Source organism: Apolloniradiicaulis salifontis, assembly GCF_053756655.1.
On record NZ_CM132387.1, the window covers coordinates 205834 to 220252 of the forward strand.

Annotated in this window: 13 protein-coding genes and 1 tRNA gene; 5 read left to right on the top strand and 9 right to left on the bottom strand. The window is 66.2% G+C overall.

Annotated features, from left to right (window positions below; all coding sequences use genetic code 11):
• Positions 1-18: 18 nt before the first annotated feature.
• The 4 genes from ACWCOP_RS00970 to ACWCOP_RS00985 all read right to left on the bottom strand — a co-directional run bounded on the left by ACWCOP_RS00970 (position 19) and on the right by ACWCOP_RS00985 (position 4216).
• Positions 19-1407: an NAD(P)/FAD-dependent oxidoreductase gene (locus tag ACWCOP_RS00970; RefSeq protein ID WP_478249350.1), complete on the bottom strand. Its 1389-nt coding sequence runs from the start codon at positions 1405-1407 to the stop codon at positions 19-21.
• Between the two features lie 131 nt (positions 1408-1538).
• Complete coding sequence (locus ACWCOP_RS00975; RefSeq protein WP_478250710.1) at positions 1539-2438, bottom strand: peptidoglycan DD-metalloendopeptidase family protein; 900 nt, start codon at positions 2436-2438, stop codon at positions 1539-1541.
• A gap of 158 nt (positions 2439-2596) precedes the next feature.
• Positions 2597-3877 carry a peptidoglycan-binding domain-containing protein gene (locus tag ACWCOP_RS00980; protein ID WP_478249351.1) on the bottom strand — a complete coding sequence of 427 codons (1281 nt, stop codon included), beginning with the start codon at positions 3875-3877 and terminating at the stop codon, positions 2597-2599.
• Positions 3878-4141: 264 nt separating this feature from the next.
• Positions 4142-4216: transfer RNA gene (locus tag ACWCOP_RS00985), tRNA-Gly, on the bottom strand.
• Between the two features lie 147 nt (positions 4217-4363).
• Here ACWCOP_RS00985 and ACWCOP_RS00990 point away from each other — a divergent pair.
• The 5 genes from ACWCOP_RS00990 (at position 4364) to ACWCOP_RS01010 (ending at position 7254) form a co-directional block, all read left to right on the top strand.
• Positions 4364-4894 carry a prolyl-tRNA synthetase associated domain-containing protein gene (locus ACWCOP_RS00990; protein ID WP_478249352.1) on the top strand — a complete coding sequence of 177 codons (531 nt, stop codon included), beginning with the start codon at positions 4364-4366 and terminating at the stop codon, positions 4892-4894.
• A gap of 68 nt (positions 4895-4962) precedes the next feature.
• Positions 4963-5913, top strand: a complete 951-nt coding sequence (trxA, locus tag ACWCOP_RS00995) for a thioredoxin (RefSeq protein ID WP_478249353.1) — start codon at positions 4963-4965, stop codon at positions 5911-5913.
• 66 nt (positions 5914-5979) lie between these two features.
• A complete protein-coding gene (locus tag ACWCOP_RS01000) occupies positions 5980-6618 on the top strand; it encodes an LON peptidase substrate-binding domain-containing protein (protein WP_478249354.1) in 639 nt (212 codons plus the stop codon).
• Between the two features lie 57 nt (positions 6619-6675).
• Complete coding sequence (locus tag ACWCOP_RS01005) at positions 6676-6909, top strand: Trm112 family protein (RefSeq protein ID WP_478249355.1); 234 nt, start codon at positions 6676-6678, stop codon at positions 6907-6909.
• A 3-nt stretch (positions 6910-6912) separates the two neighbouring features.
• Positions 6913-7254, top strand: a complete 342-nt coding sequence (locus tag ACWCOP_RS01010; protein ID WP_478249357.1) for a gamma-butyrobetaine hydroxylase family protein — start codon at positions 6913-6915, stop codon at positions 7252-7254.
• Here the strand turns inward: ACWCOP_RS01010 and ACWCOP_RS01015 are convergent.
• The 5 genes from ACWCOP_RS01015 to ftsH all read right to left on the bottom strand — a co-directional run bounded on the left by ACWCOP_RS01015 (position 7251) and on the right by ftsH (position 14346).
• Complete coding sequence (locus tag ACWCOP_RS01015) at positions 7251-8027, bottom strand: dienelactone hydrolase family protein (RefSeq protein WP_478249358.1); 777 nt, start codon at positions 8025-8027, stop codon at positions 7251-7253. The two genes, ACWCOP_RS01010 and ACWCOP_RS01015, sit on opposite strands and share 4 nt — an antisense overlap.
• Positions 8027-9622, bottom strand: coding sequence for a bifunctional phosphoribosylaminoimidazolecarboxamide formyltransferase/IMP cyclohydrolase (gene purH, locus ACWCOP_RS01020; protein WP_478249359.1), 1596 nt, complete (start codon positions 9620-9622; stop codon positions 8027-8029). Before purH ends, ACWCOP_RS01015 begins: the two co-directional genes overlap by 1 nt.
• A gap of 97 nt (positions 9623-9719) precedes the next feature.
• On the bottom strand, positions 9720-11450 hold the full coding sequence (locus ACWCOP_RS01025; protein ID WP_478249360.1) for a heparinase II/III family protein: 1731 nt from the start codon (positions 11448-11450) through the stop codon (positions 9720-9722).
• 28 nt (positions 11451-11478) lie between these two features.
• Complete coding sequence (rpe, locus tag ACWCOP_RS01030; RefSeq protein WP_478249361.1) at positions 11479-12141, bottom strand: ribulose-phosphate 3-epimerase; 663 nt, start codon at positions 12139-12141, stop codon at positions 11479-11481.
• A gap of 291 nt (positions 12142-12432) precedes the next feature.
• Positions 12433-14346 (bottom strand): ATP-dependent zinc metalloprotease FtsH, encoded by a 1914-nt coding sequence (gene ftsH / locus ACWCOP_RS01035; RefSeq protein WP_478249362.1) that lies wholly within the window; start codon positions 14344-14346, stop codon positions 12433-12435.
• Between the last annotated feature and the right edge of the window lie 73 nt (positions 14347-14419).

Genomic DNA, 14419 nt, shown 5'->3' on the forward strand with positions numbered 1-14419 from the left:
CCCTGAACGCACAAAATATCAAAGACTTGAGAGAAGGCGTGGCAGGTTCTTCGCGGCCGCCACGCTGGCCTCGCCAAGGTCCTTGATCACCGACTGGCGGGCGGCGTCGGCGGGGTCGGTTTCGCGGACGATTTTGGTGTAGCCGTCCAGGCGCGAGCTCGCGACCCAGGCCCGAACGTCGCGATGTTTCGAGCAGGCATGGCGGTTGGCCATGTCGGCGGGCAGGCCGCGGACATAGTCTGAAATGTCGTCGGTAAGCGGCAAGGGGGTCGTGAAGGCGTTCATCTCTTCATCGGTCTCGAAAGTCGCCTCCAGGAAGGCGGCCAGCGCCGCGCTGAACGGCAGCATGGGAAAGCGCGTCATCTGCAAGGTGATGCAATCGCCCGCGAAAACCGGTTTCAGCGTGCGCACCGGCAGGGCTGTCGCGGTGCAGTCCACATGCAGCGTGTCCGGCGTGGCGGGCAGATCGGCCTCGTGGAGAATCAGCCGGTCTGGATGAATCGCCGTGACGCGCCCCATGCGCACCGTGTCTTTGATGGAGCGCAGCAAGGCGAGCTCGCCCTCGCTCACCGTGGCGGCGTGAAACAGGGTGGGCTCGATTTCCGGATCCAGCCTGAGCCAGGCGCCGCACGCCTCCATGCGCCGGGCGAGATCGGCGGCGTCGCGCGCTTCTGCCATGGCCCGGCGCTGGGCGGCGGAATTTGCGAAAGTGCTCTCAAAAAACGCGTCGCCGGGCTGGGTGTAGCGCCGGTTGATGAACCAGGGATCGCGCGGCACGACCCAGCGGATGCGGTCGCTCGATACGCCGTTCTCCAAAAGCCAGACACAGGAATCCACCCCGGTCTTGCCTGCGCCCAGCACCGTGAAGCGTTGAAAGCGCGCGGCCAGGCGCGGCAGGGCGTTGGGCGGAACCAGATGGGCGTCCGGCGCGATGGCGAATTTGGGCGTGTGGGTGGCCGGGACGGGATTGGTGTACCAGCTGGCGTCCACCGCCTTGCGCCGCACCGTCACCTTGCCGGTTTCACCCGACAAGACATGGCGCAGGGCGCCGTCGGGCGCCGCCTGTGTGAGCGGCAGGAAGGTCACCCGGCCCGACGCCAGCAGCCGGTCGCGCATCAGGGCGTGAAAATAGGCGAGAATCTCCGGGCCTTCAGCCAGCTCCATGAAGCCGGCGTTCGGACCGGCGGTCTCGATCCGGTCGCGGCCCAGAGGGGTGGATTCCACCCCGTAGAAGATCGAAGGCTGGTGCAGCTTCACAAAGGAATAGGCGTCGTTCCAGTGGCCGCCGGGCGCCGCGCGCGTATCGGTGATCACCATGGTGCGATCAGTGCGCGTCAGCATCTCGTCGGCGAAGGCCAGGCCCATGGCCCCCGCCCCGATGATCAGATAATCGGCCTCAAGATTCATGCGGCATCATCCCACCAGGCTTACCAGCATACTATGGGTGGGGAGTGGTCGCCAGTCAGGGCGCTACGGCGCCGAAACCTCGTCTGAAAGTGCCCGAGCCCGAGTTGAACGAGCCAGGCCGGCGGCCGGGTCTATCGACCAATTGACCGGCTCGCCAGTCCGCCGGACGGGATCAGCTGGCCCGGATCCACCGGAGTTACGCCATTGCGAATCTCGAAATAGACCTCGGTGCTCTCGGACCGCCGTGGACGTTGCGCGCGCGCGATCGTCTGCCCGGCCGACACGCGGTCGCCGCGGCTGATCAGGATCTCTTCATTGTGGCCATAGGCGGTAACCCAGGCGTCGTTATGCCGGATCAAAACCAGATTGCCGAAACCTGGCACGCCGTCTCCAACATACATGACCGACCCCGCCGCTGCTGCGGCGACCCGTGCCCGCGGCGGCACGGAGATCGTCCAGCCCGGCGCCGAGCTCCCGTCGGGAAGGCTTCTGGTGCGCGCCACCACACGGCCTTCCACGGGCAGAGCGAATTCGGGAACGCCGCGCTCACCCAGGAAGGTAGGCGCGCCCCCCAGAGGCTCGCCCTGGTCCGTGGTTCGAACCGAGCGCGTTGCGGCCGGCGGCGGTGCAGCCGGAGCTGCGGCGGGTTGTTCGACTGCGGCCATGGTGGTCGCCGCGAGCCGCAATTCCTGTCCCGGTACGATGGTATAGGGGGCTGACAGTCCGTTCAGCGCAGCAAGCTCCTGCGTCGTCATCCCGTTATTTAAAGCGATCCGGAAGAGATTCTCGCCGGACGCCACGGTATGGGTTCTGGTGACGCTGCGCTGTGGCGCAGCCGCTTGGCTGCGTTGCGAGGGGGCGATCAGATCGGGGACCCGGGTGCTTGAGGGCGCTGCGTCGCTCAGCGGCCGATAAATCGGGGCGGCCTGCACGATCTCAGAGGCGTCCGCCGAGGCGCAGGCGCCAACCATCATTCCTGCCAGCGCAGCAACAATGAGCGATAAGCGCCGACCGCGTGCCTGTAGGACCATATCCACTCTCAATCTTAACGGAAGCTGGCGGCAAGGATCGAAAAAGCAGGTTAATTTGTGATTAATTCAAAACGCGTGGGGGCTTAAAAAAAAAGACACCGGCCTCACTGAGGCCGGTGTCCCAAAAACCATTTTGGATTTTACGCCAGTATTCGAGACTAGCTCGGCTGGCCATAGAAGTTGATCGTCAGGGGCTCCCAGGGAACGCCCAGCCGCTCAACGAACATCCGCGTCAGGTTGCCGGTGGGAAGATTATTGGCTTCCTGGAAGGCGACCATCGCATTGTACGTCTGCGAGTCAAAGATTCCGTCGATCGGGCCCGGGTTGTAGCCCTGGTCGCGCAGCGCAACCTGGATGGTCCGGATCGCCTCGGGCGTTGCATTGATTTCGCACAGAACCTCACGCCAGCCGAAGCTGCTGGAGCCGTCAAACACGGTCCGCGTGATCTCTTGCGTCTGCGGCGGAACGGTAACGGTCTCCTCGCGGGCCGGGGTCACGAGCACACGGCGGCTGACGTTTTCGAACCGGGCTGGGATCACCTCTTCAACGACACGCTCAGGCTCGGACACCACAGTGCGTGTCACGGTTTCGTAGCGGGCCGGAATGACGTCTTCGACGACGCGCTCGGGCTGGGTTTCAACCTCTCGGGTCACCGTTTCGGTGACGCCGGAAATTTCGACCGGCGTGTCCGAGAAGCCGCCGTCGGCGGTGCGATAGACAATGCGCTCGGGCTGCACCAGGCGTGACCGGGTCACGGTGCGGTATTCGGCAGGGACCTCGACGCGGCAGAGGATCTCACCCGTCGCAGTTTCGCGAAGATCTGACGGAGAAAAGTTCGCGCGCGCGAACGCCGCGGCGTTGGGCGCGTCCGACTGGGAAGCCCGGAAGAGCGGCTCGGAGGGCTGCCAGGTGAAGTACGCTTCGCGCACCAGCACCTGCTCGGTGAACTCTTCGTAGACGGCGGGCTGAACCACGGGCTCAAGGCTCGCTTCGCGCACCACCACGGTTTCGGTGACCGTGCGGAACTCGGCCGGGATCACCCGCCGCTCGATACGCTCGGGCTCAACGAGGACGCGCTCGGTGACCACTTCTGTTACGGCCGGGATCACCCGGCGAACCGTGCGCTCGGGCTCGACGAGCACGCGCTCGGTCACCGTGTCATATACGGCCGGAATAATGCGCGTTTCAGTGCGCGATTCGGCGATTGTGATGGTCTCACTCACCGTGCGAGGCGCAGGCGGGATAAGAACGCGCGAATAGCACTGTCCGCCGTCAGAAATCGGCGGCACATCTCCGCCCATTTGTTCCAGCTGGCGGATGCGCTCGCGCGCGTCCTGCAGCTGACGACGCAGCTGCTCATCCGATTGTGCGAAACCAGCTGTGGCGAAAACCGCAGTCAACGAAACCGCAGACACGCCGATCAGGAATTTTTTGAGCATACGCTCCCCCCATACAAAATCAAAACACCTTCCCCCCCTAGGAGACGTGCTTCGGTGAATGATTTATCAATAGCCGGTAATCCTGGCCAATCCACCAAACTTTTCGCCTGTGGGGAAATTTCAATCAGGCCATACCAAAGTTTCCCTTCCTCGGTGAAATACGGAAGGGTCGCTGACCGCGGCGCGTCTGCGAAGGGAGCCAGGCGTGTAGAGCACGCGCGGCGACAAGCGTCGGGACTAAATCAGGCTCTTAAATAAAACAAATGGAGCGGGCGATGAGATTCGAACTCACGACCCTCACCTTGGCAAGGTGATGCTCTACCCCTGAGCTACGCCCGCTCATATCCTGCGTGACAGGGCTCGGCTCTCACCGAGGGCCGGGTATATCGCGCACTCCACGGCGTTTGGCAAGCCCGCGATCTGCACGTGGCTGCAATGGCGCGCCGGCGCCTTGCCGGGGCGCCTGCGATGGGTGACGATTGGCCTATGACAGTCCCGATCAAACCGCCGGACCTGCCTGTACCACCAGCCTCGCGCGCCGATTTGCTGGCGTTTCTCGACGCTTGCGGGATCGCCCATCGTACGGTGGATCATGAGCCTGTCTTCACCGTGGCCGAGGGCGATGCGATCAAGGCGGACATGCCCGGCGGGCATACCAAAAATTTGTTTTTGAAGGACAAGAAAGGCGTGCTCATCCTGATCAGCGCGCTACAGTCCACCACGATTGATCTCAAAACCCTGCATCATCGCCTGGATTGCGCGCGACTGAGCTTTGGAAAGCCGGAGCTGTTGCTTCAAGCGCTGGACGTCACGCCGGGCTCGGTGACTGCGTTTGCGATCCTCAACGATCCTGCGCGCCGCGTCCGCTTCATCCTCGACGCGGCGCTGATGGAGCAGGAAATCGTGAATTTTCATCCGCTGAAAAATGACGCCACCACGGCGGTGTCCAGCAGCGATCTCCTCAGCTTTGTCCGGGCGCTGGGGCGCGAGCCGGAGATTTTCGACTTCAGTGCTTGAGGCGTGAAGGCTTGCAAGCAAGACTGCGAGCGTCCACCTATCCCGGCGAAACGAGACGGAGACCTGTCATGGAAATTCTCGGCGCCAACGGCCAGCCGCAATCCTCGACCCCGAAAAGCCCGCAAGGCCAGGACGCCGCCGCTGCGGCGGGCGATCTGATCAAGGACGCCACCGACCAGTCCTTCATGGCCGACGTGGTGGAGCCGTCGCGCGAAGTGCCGGTGCTGGTGGATTTCTGGGCGCCCTGGTGCGGCCCGTGCCGCCAGCTTGGCCCGGCCATCGAGCGCGCCGTCACCGCCGCGAAGGGCGCGGTGAAGCTGGTGAAGATCAATATCGACGAAAACCCCGGCATCGCCGGCCAGTTGCGCATCCAGTCGATCCCGGCGGTCATCGCCTTCAAGGACGGCCAGCCGGTTGACGGCTTCATGGGCGCGCTGCCTGAAAGCCAGATCAAGGACTTCATCGCGCGCATGTCCGGCGAGGTCGCCGGCGAAGACATCGAAGCGCTGGTGCTGCGCGCCGACCAGGCGCTTGAGCAGGGCGATTCCGGCGGCGCGGCGCAGGACTACGCCCAGGCGCTGCAGATGAACCCCGAAGAGCCCGCAGCGCTCGCCGGCATGGCTCGCATTCATCTCATGCAGGGCGATGCAGAACAGGCCCGCCAGTTTCTCGATGCGGTGCCCGAGCCGAAAAAGACCCATCCCGCGGTCGCGGCGGTGAAGGCCAGCATGGATCTGGCCGGGGAAGTTCAGGATGCGCTGGATCTTGATGACGCTGAAGCCGCCGCTGACAAAGCGCCGGGTGACGCCGAGGCCCAGTACCAGCTTGGTAAGGCGCGCCTGGCCACCGGTGACGGCGCCGGTGCGGCCGACGCGCTGCTGAACTCCATCGCGGCGGATCGCGAATGGAACGAGGCGGCCGCGCGGCAGTTGCTCCTGCGCGTGTTTGATGCTGCCGGCCCGGCCGATCCCATGGTGAAGAACGGACGCCGCCGCCTGTCCTCGCTGCTGTTCTCTTAAAGGGTGCTTGTTGGCGGCGCGCCGCGGACTAGGTTCAGGGATCGAGCCTGAGGAGAGACCCAGCCGATGACTGAAGGAGTGGAACCGCCCGGCGAATTGGCGCTGTTTCCCATCCGGGGCTGCATTCTGCCGCCGGGCGAGCACTTGCCGCTGAACGTATTCGAGCCGCGTTATCTCAACATGATCGACGACGCCATGGCCGGCTCTCGCTATCTGGGCATGATCCAGCCCTCAGGTCGCGGCGCGCCCGACATGCCTGCGCTGGAACGCGTCGGAACGGCGGGTCGCATCGTCTCCCATTCCGAGACCGAGGATGGGCGTTATCTCATCGTGGTCGCGGGCGTGATGCGCTTCACCATGGTGGAAGAACTCAACCGGCTGACGCCTTATCGCATGGCGCGCGCCGACTATCGCGGCTTTGAAACCGATCTCGATCCCCAGCCTTTGTCCAATGGCGAGGCGCAGGCGGCTTTCCTGGAGCGCCTGCGCAAATTCTTCGCGCTGACGGGCCTTGAGGCGGACTGGGACTCGCTGGAGCGCGCGCCGTTGAACGCGGTGGTGGACAAGGTCGCCATGGCCGCACCCTTTGACGCGGATGTGAAACAGGCGCTGCTCACCGCGCCGACCCCGGCCGACCGCGCCGAGCGACTGTCCGCCTATATGGACGCGGCGCTGGATTCAGCTGATCCCTCGGGCCGTCTTTAAGGGCGTCACGTCCAGAGGCACTGGACGGGACCTGTCCGCCGGGCGTAAGGAAAGCGTATGAGCGACACCTCTGAAAACTCCGCCACCGGGTCCGCGTCCGGTGCGGCGGACACCGCGAGCGACCTTGATCCCAAGCTCCTGGAGATTCTGGTCTGCCCGGTGACGCGCGGGCCGCTGGTCTACGACCGCAAGGCGCGCGAGCTGGTCTCCAAACAGGCCGGGCTCGCCTTCCCGATCCGTGAAGGCGTGCCGATCATGTTGCCCGAAGAAGCCCGTCAGCTGGACGACTGAGCCATGGCCGAGCGCCCCTGGCCCACAAGGCTCGCCTTCAGGCGGGCCGAGAAGGCCCTCCACATCGCCTTCGAGAGCGGGGAGGCCTACGCCATCCCTTTCGAACTGTTGCGCGTGGAAAGCCCCTCGGCTGAAGTGCAGGGCCATGCCCCGCATCAAAAGCAGATCATCACCGGCAAGGCCGACGTGCAGGTGGACGAGGCCGAGCCGGTGGGCCGCTATGCGGTCCGTCTGAAATTCTCCGACGGCCATTCCTCAGGGATTTTCTCCTGGGACTATCTCCACGAGCTGGGCGCCAACGCCGACAGGCTCATGGCCGAGCACCGCAAGGCCGCCGGCGCTTAATCGCCCGCCGCTTCGAGAATCTCTGAGAACAGCGCTCGCGCGCGCTGCGCGCCGTCCGCATCGTAATCCATGCGCGGATCCCAGGGCTGCTCGGCGGCGTCAAAGGCGTGGGTGAGCTCAGGCTCAAAGACGATGTCGATTTCGGTCCCCTCAGCCTCGCGCCGCCCGGCCAGGCGCCGGCAATCTTCGGGATTGGCGATGCGATCCTTGCCCACCAGAAGCAGTGTGACAGGGAAAGGGTCGCCGATGGGGCTGGTGTCCGCCTGGATGATCATGCCGCAATAGGGATAGATCAAAAGCGCCGCCGCCACGCCCGCGAAGGGCTGGTCTTCAGTTTCGGCGTCAGCCTCCACCTGCGCCATGGCGTCCAGAACCGTCCAGCCGCCATGGCTCCAACCGGCTAGCACGGTGCGATTCGCGTCAAGGCGCGGATCGGCGCGCACGATTTGCAGGGCTTCAAACACGTCGGCGGCCCGGTCCTGACCGCGCAGGCGAAGCCCGGTGCACACCAGGCTGCGCGCGGCGAGGCGCCCTATCCCGCGCGCGGCGTGGCTGTCCACGATCACCGCGGCCCAGCCCTGCTCCAGCGCGGTCTCAGCATAGTCGGTCTGAACCGGCTGCACGCCGCCGCAGCCGGAAAACAAAAGCGCCGCCGGGACCGGCCCGGCGGCGTCTTCAGGAAGGCGAATCTCCACATGATCGGCGAGCCGGTCCTGGGCCGCCGCGCCGCCCTGAAGGCAGAGCGCGGCCAGGCAAACGGCGAGCGCGCGCATCAGTGCCGGAAATGGCGCATGTCGGTGAACACCATGGCGATACCGGCTTCGTCAGCCGCCTCGATCACCTCGGCGTCGCGCACCGAACCGCCCGGCTGAATGACGCAGCGCGCACCAGCCTCGATGGCCTCTTTAAGGCCGTCGGCGAAGGGGAAGAAGGCGTCCGACGCCAGCGCCGAGCCGTGGGTGCGCGGCGCGTCCCAGCCGTTCTCCCTGGCGGTGTCCACGGCCTTGCGCGCGGCCAGGCGCACAGCCTCCACGCGGCTGGTCTGACCCATGCCGATCCCGGCGGTGGTTCCGCCCTTGGCGAACACGATGGCGTTGGATTTCACGTGCTTAACGATTCGCCAGGCGAAGAGAAGATCGGCCAGCTCGTCTTCGTCGGGCTTGCGCTCGGTGACGATCTTCAGGTCGGCCTCGCGCACATGGCCGGCGTCGCGCTCCTGCACCAGAAGGCCGCCGGCGACGGATTTCACCGTCCAGCCGGGCGCGCCGGGATCGGCCATGGCGCCGGTGAGCAGGACGCGGACGTTTTTCTTTGACGACAGGATGTCCAGCGCCGCCTGATCGGCTTCCGGCGCGATCACCACCTCGGTGAAGATCTTGGTGATCGCATCGGCGGTTTGCGCGTCGAGCTTGCGGTTGAACGCGGCGATGCCGCCGAATGCGCTGACCGGATCGGCGTTGAAGGCGCGCTCATAGGCGGTGGCCAGATCCTCGGCCCGGGCTGCGCCGCACGGGTTGGCGTGCTTGATGATGGCGCAGGCGGCGGCCTCCTCGGCGTCGAACTCGCTGACGAGCTCGAACGCGGCGTCGGCGTCGGCGAGATTGTTGAAGCTCAGCGACTTGCCCTGCACCTGGCGCGCGGAGGCGACGCCGGGGCGGCGCTCGGTGGTCTGGTACAGCGCGGCGTCCTGATGCGGGTTCTCGCCATAGCGCAATTCCTTAAGGCGTGGACCGCCCACCGAGAACCAGGAGCGCGCCGGGCGCTCCACTTCAGGGTCCAGGCGCGCGGCGATGGCGGCGTCATAGGCGGCGGTGCGCGAGAACGCCTTGGCGGCCAGATGGCGGCGGATCTCCAGCGTGGTGGCGCCTTCATGGGCCTCCATGCTCTCCAGAACCTTGTCCAGATCGCGCATGTCGGTGCACACGGCCACGAATTTATGGTTCTTGGCGGCGGCGCGGATCATCGCCGGTCCGCCCACGTCGATCTTCTCGATGCAGGCGTCAATGCCGGCGCCCGACCGCGAGGTCTCCTCGAACGGGTAGAGATTGACCATCAGCACGTCGATCTCGGGAATGCCGTGCTCGGCCATGCTCTCCAGATCATCCTCGCGGTCGCGCCGGGCCAGAAGGCCGCCATGGACGCGCGGATGCAGGGTCTTCACCCGTCCATCCATCATCTCGGGAAAGCCGGTGATCTCGGCCACGTCACGGGCGTCGAGGCCTGCATCGCGCAGGGCCTGCAGCGTGCCGCCGGTGGAGATCAGCTCCACCCCGGCCTCGCTGAGCTTCCTGGCGCGCTCGGCCAGGCCCTGCTTGTCGGAAACGGAGATCAGCGCGCGTCTGACCGGCGCGAGGGAGGTGTCAGTCATTTGATCAAAGGCCTGCACTGTGAAAGCGGAGAATAACACGGGCGCGCTTAGCACGCGCGCGCCGGGTCACAAAGCGTCTGAGGCGTCTGCGATCCTACTAGGCGCCGCCCACCTGGCCAAGCCGCTGGAACGCCCAGCGCACCCGGTTGGGCGGACGATCGCCGCCGCCAAAGGGCTCGGCCTCGCCCACGATGACGAGCTGGGTGGAGCGTTTGGGCGGCGCGCCGGCGGCCAGATAGACGCTGCGTTCCAGGCGCACCGGCCCGCCGTCGGTGCGAAAGCGCCAGCCGTCGCCATTGGGCAGCACCAGCAGCGCCGACAGCGAATCGCGCGACAGGGAGGCGCGCACGTCCGGGTGCAGATGAAACCGGATCGCATAGCGAAGGCGCGCTTCGGGATCAGCCGGCGCGCCGTCCTCCACCGGGCGGAACAGCCCGTCCTCGCCGCGCAGATCGCCGCCGTCCACCGCCAGGAAGATCCGCCGGCGCAGGGACATGCCGAACGCCTTGCGATAGCCGTCATGGGTGGCTTCAAGCCAGACGCCGAGCTCCTCCTCATTGCGGCGCATGCGCACCGGATCGGGGCCCTGGGCCACCGACGGCCCCAGAAGATCGCGCCGCCAGCCCTTGGGCAGCAGCCGCGCCGAGCTGGTCTCCTCCAGCGTCAGCACCGAATGGGCGGCGGTGGCGCGCACCGCCTCGCGCCAGGGCGTGGGCTGGTCGGGCGACCAGCCGCAATTGATCACCACGCGCCCGCCCGGCGCCGCGAACTCGAACGCCAGGGCGCTGGCGTGACTTTCCCCGGCATGGGGGCCGGGCGGCGGGCCGGCGGAGTCCAGCACGATCACCGCACCGCCCGCCTCGGCCCGGTGAAACCCGGTATGGGGCGCGACGTTGAAGCCCGGCTTGTCCTTGCGGCCAAGCCCCAGATGCGACATCGCCGCATCGATGGCGCGTCCGTCACCTTCCCCGCCTCCGTGAAAGCTCACAAGCGCGCCGCCGGGCATGCGGCAGAACCGCACGAAGGCCGCCAGCCGGTCCATGGCGCGGCGCACCTCGCCGGGCAGTTCAAGCCCCGCCTCGCCGGCGGCCATGTCCAGCTCGGCCAGGGCGATGAGGATGTCCGCTGCGGTTTCCGGCGAGCGGCTGACATGGCCGCCGTCGGCCAGGATCTGCGCCTCCAGCGCCTCGGTCAGGGCGGCCCCCGCCTTCACCGAGAGCGGCTTGGGCAAGTCCAGGCACAGGGCGGCCAGCGCCAGGCTGATGGCGGCGTCCAGGCGCGCGCGGTCCGGATCGACGACGCCCATGGCGCGGGACAGGCGGCGCGCCTGACGCATGGTGGAGCGCAGGCGCGGACCGGCTTCCTCGGCGTCGTCGAACAGAGCTTCGGGAGCCAGCAGCCAGGCCGACAGCCGCCCCTCCAGCACCCGCGGCTCCCAGCTGAACCAGTTCCAGCCGCCAAAGCGCTCGATCCATTCATCCACCAGCATCTGGGCCGCAGCGACCGCTTCGGGATCACCGACGCTCAAGAGATCGCGCAGCCACCCGAAGCGGTGCAGCGCCACCGCGAAGCGCCGCGACGGGGCGGGCTGATCCCAGACGCTTTCGCCGGGCTGGATCTCCAGAGTTTCGCCCACCAGGTGGAAGCGCCCTGACAGGATCGCCACGCCGCGCGCCTTGTCGCCGCGGCGCAGCGCCCTTGGGCGCGCGGCGAGGGTGTCGGGGATGCGCCCGGCCAGGGCGGCGGCGCGATACACCGACAGGGCGTTGGCGATGTCGGAGCTTTCACGGCGCAGTCGGCGGCCGGCGGCGGCCGCAAGGTCAGTCATGGTCACATGGCGCCCCGCCGCCATCGCGCTAATGCCCGCGCAAGGCTTTGATATTGGACGCGTAGGCGTCCGGCCCGCCCTTGAAGACCGCAGAGCCGGCCACCAAAGCGTGGGCGCCGGCGTCGCGGCAGGCCTGTGCGGTCTCGGGGTTCACCCCGCCATCCACCTCGATCATGGTCTCAAGTCCCCGCGCGTCGATCATCTGGCGCAACGCCTCGATCTTGCGCAGCTGGCTGTTAAGAAAGCTCTGACCGCCGAAGCCCGGATTGACGCTCATGATCAGCACCAGATCCAGCTCGTCGAGCACGTGATCGATCACCGAGAGCGGCGTCGCGGGATTGAGCGCCGCGCCGGCCTTGGCGCCGTTCGCCAGAATCGTCTGGACCGTGCGGTGAAAGTGGGGTCCGGCCTCCGGGTGGGCGGTGATGATGTCGGCGCCCGCCTCGGCGAACTGGGCGATATAGGCGTCCACCGGCGAGATCATCAGATGCACGTCGAAGGGCTTGTCCGACCAGGGCTTGATGGCCTTGAGCACCGCCGGTCCGATGGTGATGTTCGGCACGAAATGCCCGTCCATCACGTCGATATGGATCCAGTCGGCGCCCGCCGCATCGACAGCTTTCACTTCGTCTCCCAGCCGGGCGAAATCGGCGGACAGGATCGAAGGCGAAATGATCGTGGAACCAGCCATGCCTTTTGGTTACCAGCGCCCCCAAGGCCGGGCAAGCGATCCATGCTGCATGGGTAACGCGCAATGAACCTGATGGGCTCAACGATGTGCGCCCGTCCGCCGCCAGGCCGCGTCATCCGCCATGCTCGACCGCTTTTCACCCTCAATAAAAGACACCGCCATGGGAAGCGCGCCGGCGCGGCTCGACGCGCCCGGGGCTGGCGCCCAAATCTGGCGTTAGATCGCTTCGGCGCAAAGAAAAAGCCCGCCCGGAGCGCTCCGGACGGGCTTGTCTTGCAGACGGTGGGTCGCTTACGCTCCGCCAGGTTTCGGCGCCAGGCCGCCGGGCGCCTCGTCCTCATCGTCGATGACCGGGACCGCGCCGGCGGGCGGGGCCTTGTCGTCGGATTTGGGCGGGATCGAGGTGTCACGCACAGGCTTTTTGCCCTTGAGAAGGTCGGTGATCTCGGCGCCGGTCAGGGTTTCATATTCCAGAAGCCCCTGGGCCAGCGTCTCCCACTCGTCGCGCTTCTCCTCCAGGATTTCCTGGGCGCGGGCATAGGCCTTTTCGATGATGCCGCGCACTTCGTCCTCGATCAGCTCCTTGGTGTGGGCGGAGACCGAGAAGCCGGGCGTCTGGCCGGAATAGCCTTCATGGGCTTCGGCGTAGTCGATATTGCCGACCTTGTCCGACATGCCCCAGCGAAGCACCATGGCTCGCGCCAGCGCGCTGGCCTGCTGGATGTCTCCGGCGGGGCCGTTGGACACGTGATCGGCGCCGTATTTCATCACCTCGGCGGCCTTGCCGGCCATGGTCATGGTGAGCTTCTGCTCACACTCGTCCTTGTGCCAGTTCAGGCGGTCCATCTCGGGCAGGGACACCACCATGCCCAACGCGCCGCCGCGCGGGATGATCGTGGCCTTGTAGACAGGATCGCACAGGGGAAGGTTCAGGCCCACGACGGCGTGACCGGCCTCGTGATAAGCGGTCTTTTCCTTCTGGTCCTCGGTGAGCACCATGGAGCGGCGCTCCGGGCCCATCATCACCTTGTCCTTGGCGTCTTCAAACTCGGCCATGGCCACGACGCGCTTGTTGCGCCGGGCGGCCATGAGGGCGGCCTCGTTCACAAGATTGGCCAGATCCGCGCCGGAGAAGCCCGGCGTGCCGCGTGCGATGACATGGGGCTCCACATCATCGGCCAGGGGCACGTCGCGCATGTGCACTTTCAGGATCTTCTCCCGGCCGGTCACATCGGGATTGCCCACGGTCACCTGGCGGTCGAAACGGCCCGGACGCAGCAGCGCCTTGTCGAGAACGTCGGCCCGGTTGGTGGCCGCGATGATGATGATGCCTTCATTGGCTTCAAAGCCGTCCATCTCCACCAGGAGCTGGTTGAGGGTTTGTTCGCGCTCGTCATTGCCGCCGCCCATGCCGGAGCCGCGCGAGCGGCCCACTGCATCGATCTCGTCGATGAAGATGATGCAGGGCGCGTTCTTCTTGGCCTGCTCGAACATGTCGCGCACGCGGCTGGCGCCGACGCCCACGAACATCTCCACGAAGTCGGAGCCGGAAATGGTGAAGAAGGGGACGCCCGCCTCGCCGGCCACGGCCCGCGCGATCAGGGTCTTACCGGTGCCCGGAGGGCCCACCAGCAGCGCGCCCTTGGGGATCTTGCCGCCCAGACGCTGGAATTTGGAAGGGTCTTTCAGGAACTCGACCACTTCCTGCAGCTCTTCCTTGGCCTCGTCCACGCCGGCGACGTCGTCAAACATCACCTTGCCTTGCTTTTCGGTGAGCAGCTTGGCCTTGGACTTGCCGAAACCCATCGCCCCTTTGCCGCCGCCCTGCATCTGACGCATGAAGAAGATCCACACCCCGATCAGAAGCAGCATGGGGAACCAGCTGATGAGGATGGAGAACAGGCTCATCCCGCCGCTGTCATTGGGGCGCGCCGTGATCTGCACATTGTTTCGGCGCAGCGCCTCGGTGACGTTGGCGTCGGCGGGAACCGTGGTCTGGAAACCGTTGCCCGTACCGGTTTCGCCGGTGATCGTGGACCCCTGGATGGTGACCTGTCTCACCTCCCCGGCCTCCACCTGATCCATGAAACTGGAATAGTTGATTTCATTGGTGGAGGGCGGCTGGGACGGGCCCTGGAGCATGTTGAACAGCGCCAGGAGCAGCACCAGCAAAATCGCCCAGACCAGGATGTTGCGCATATTCATAAGGTCGCATCCTTGCTTCGCGCCGGGTTCCGCGCCGGCGGCGCGCGGCCCGTCTGGGGCCGGATCGTCTAAC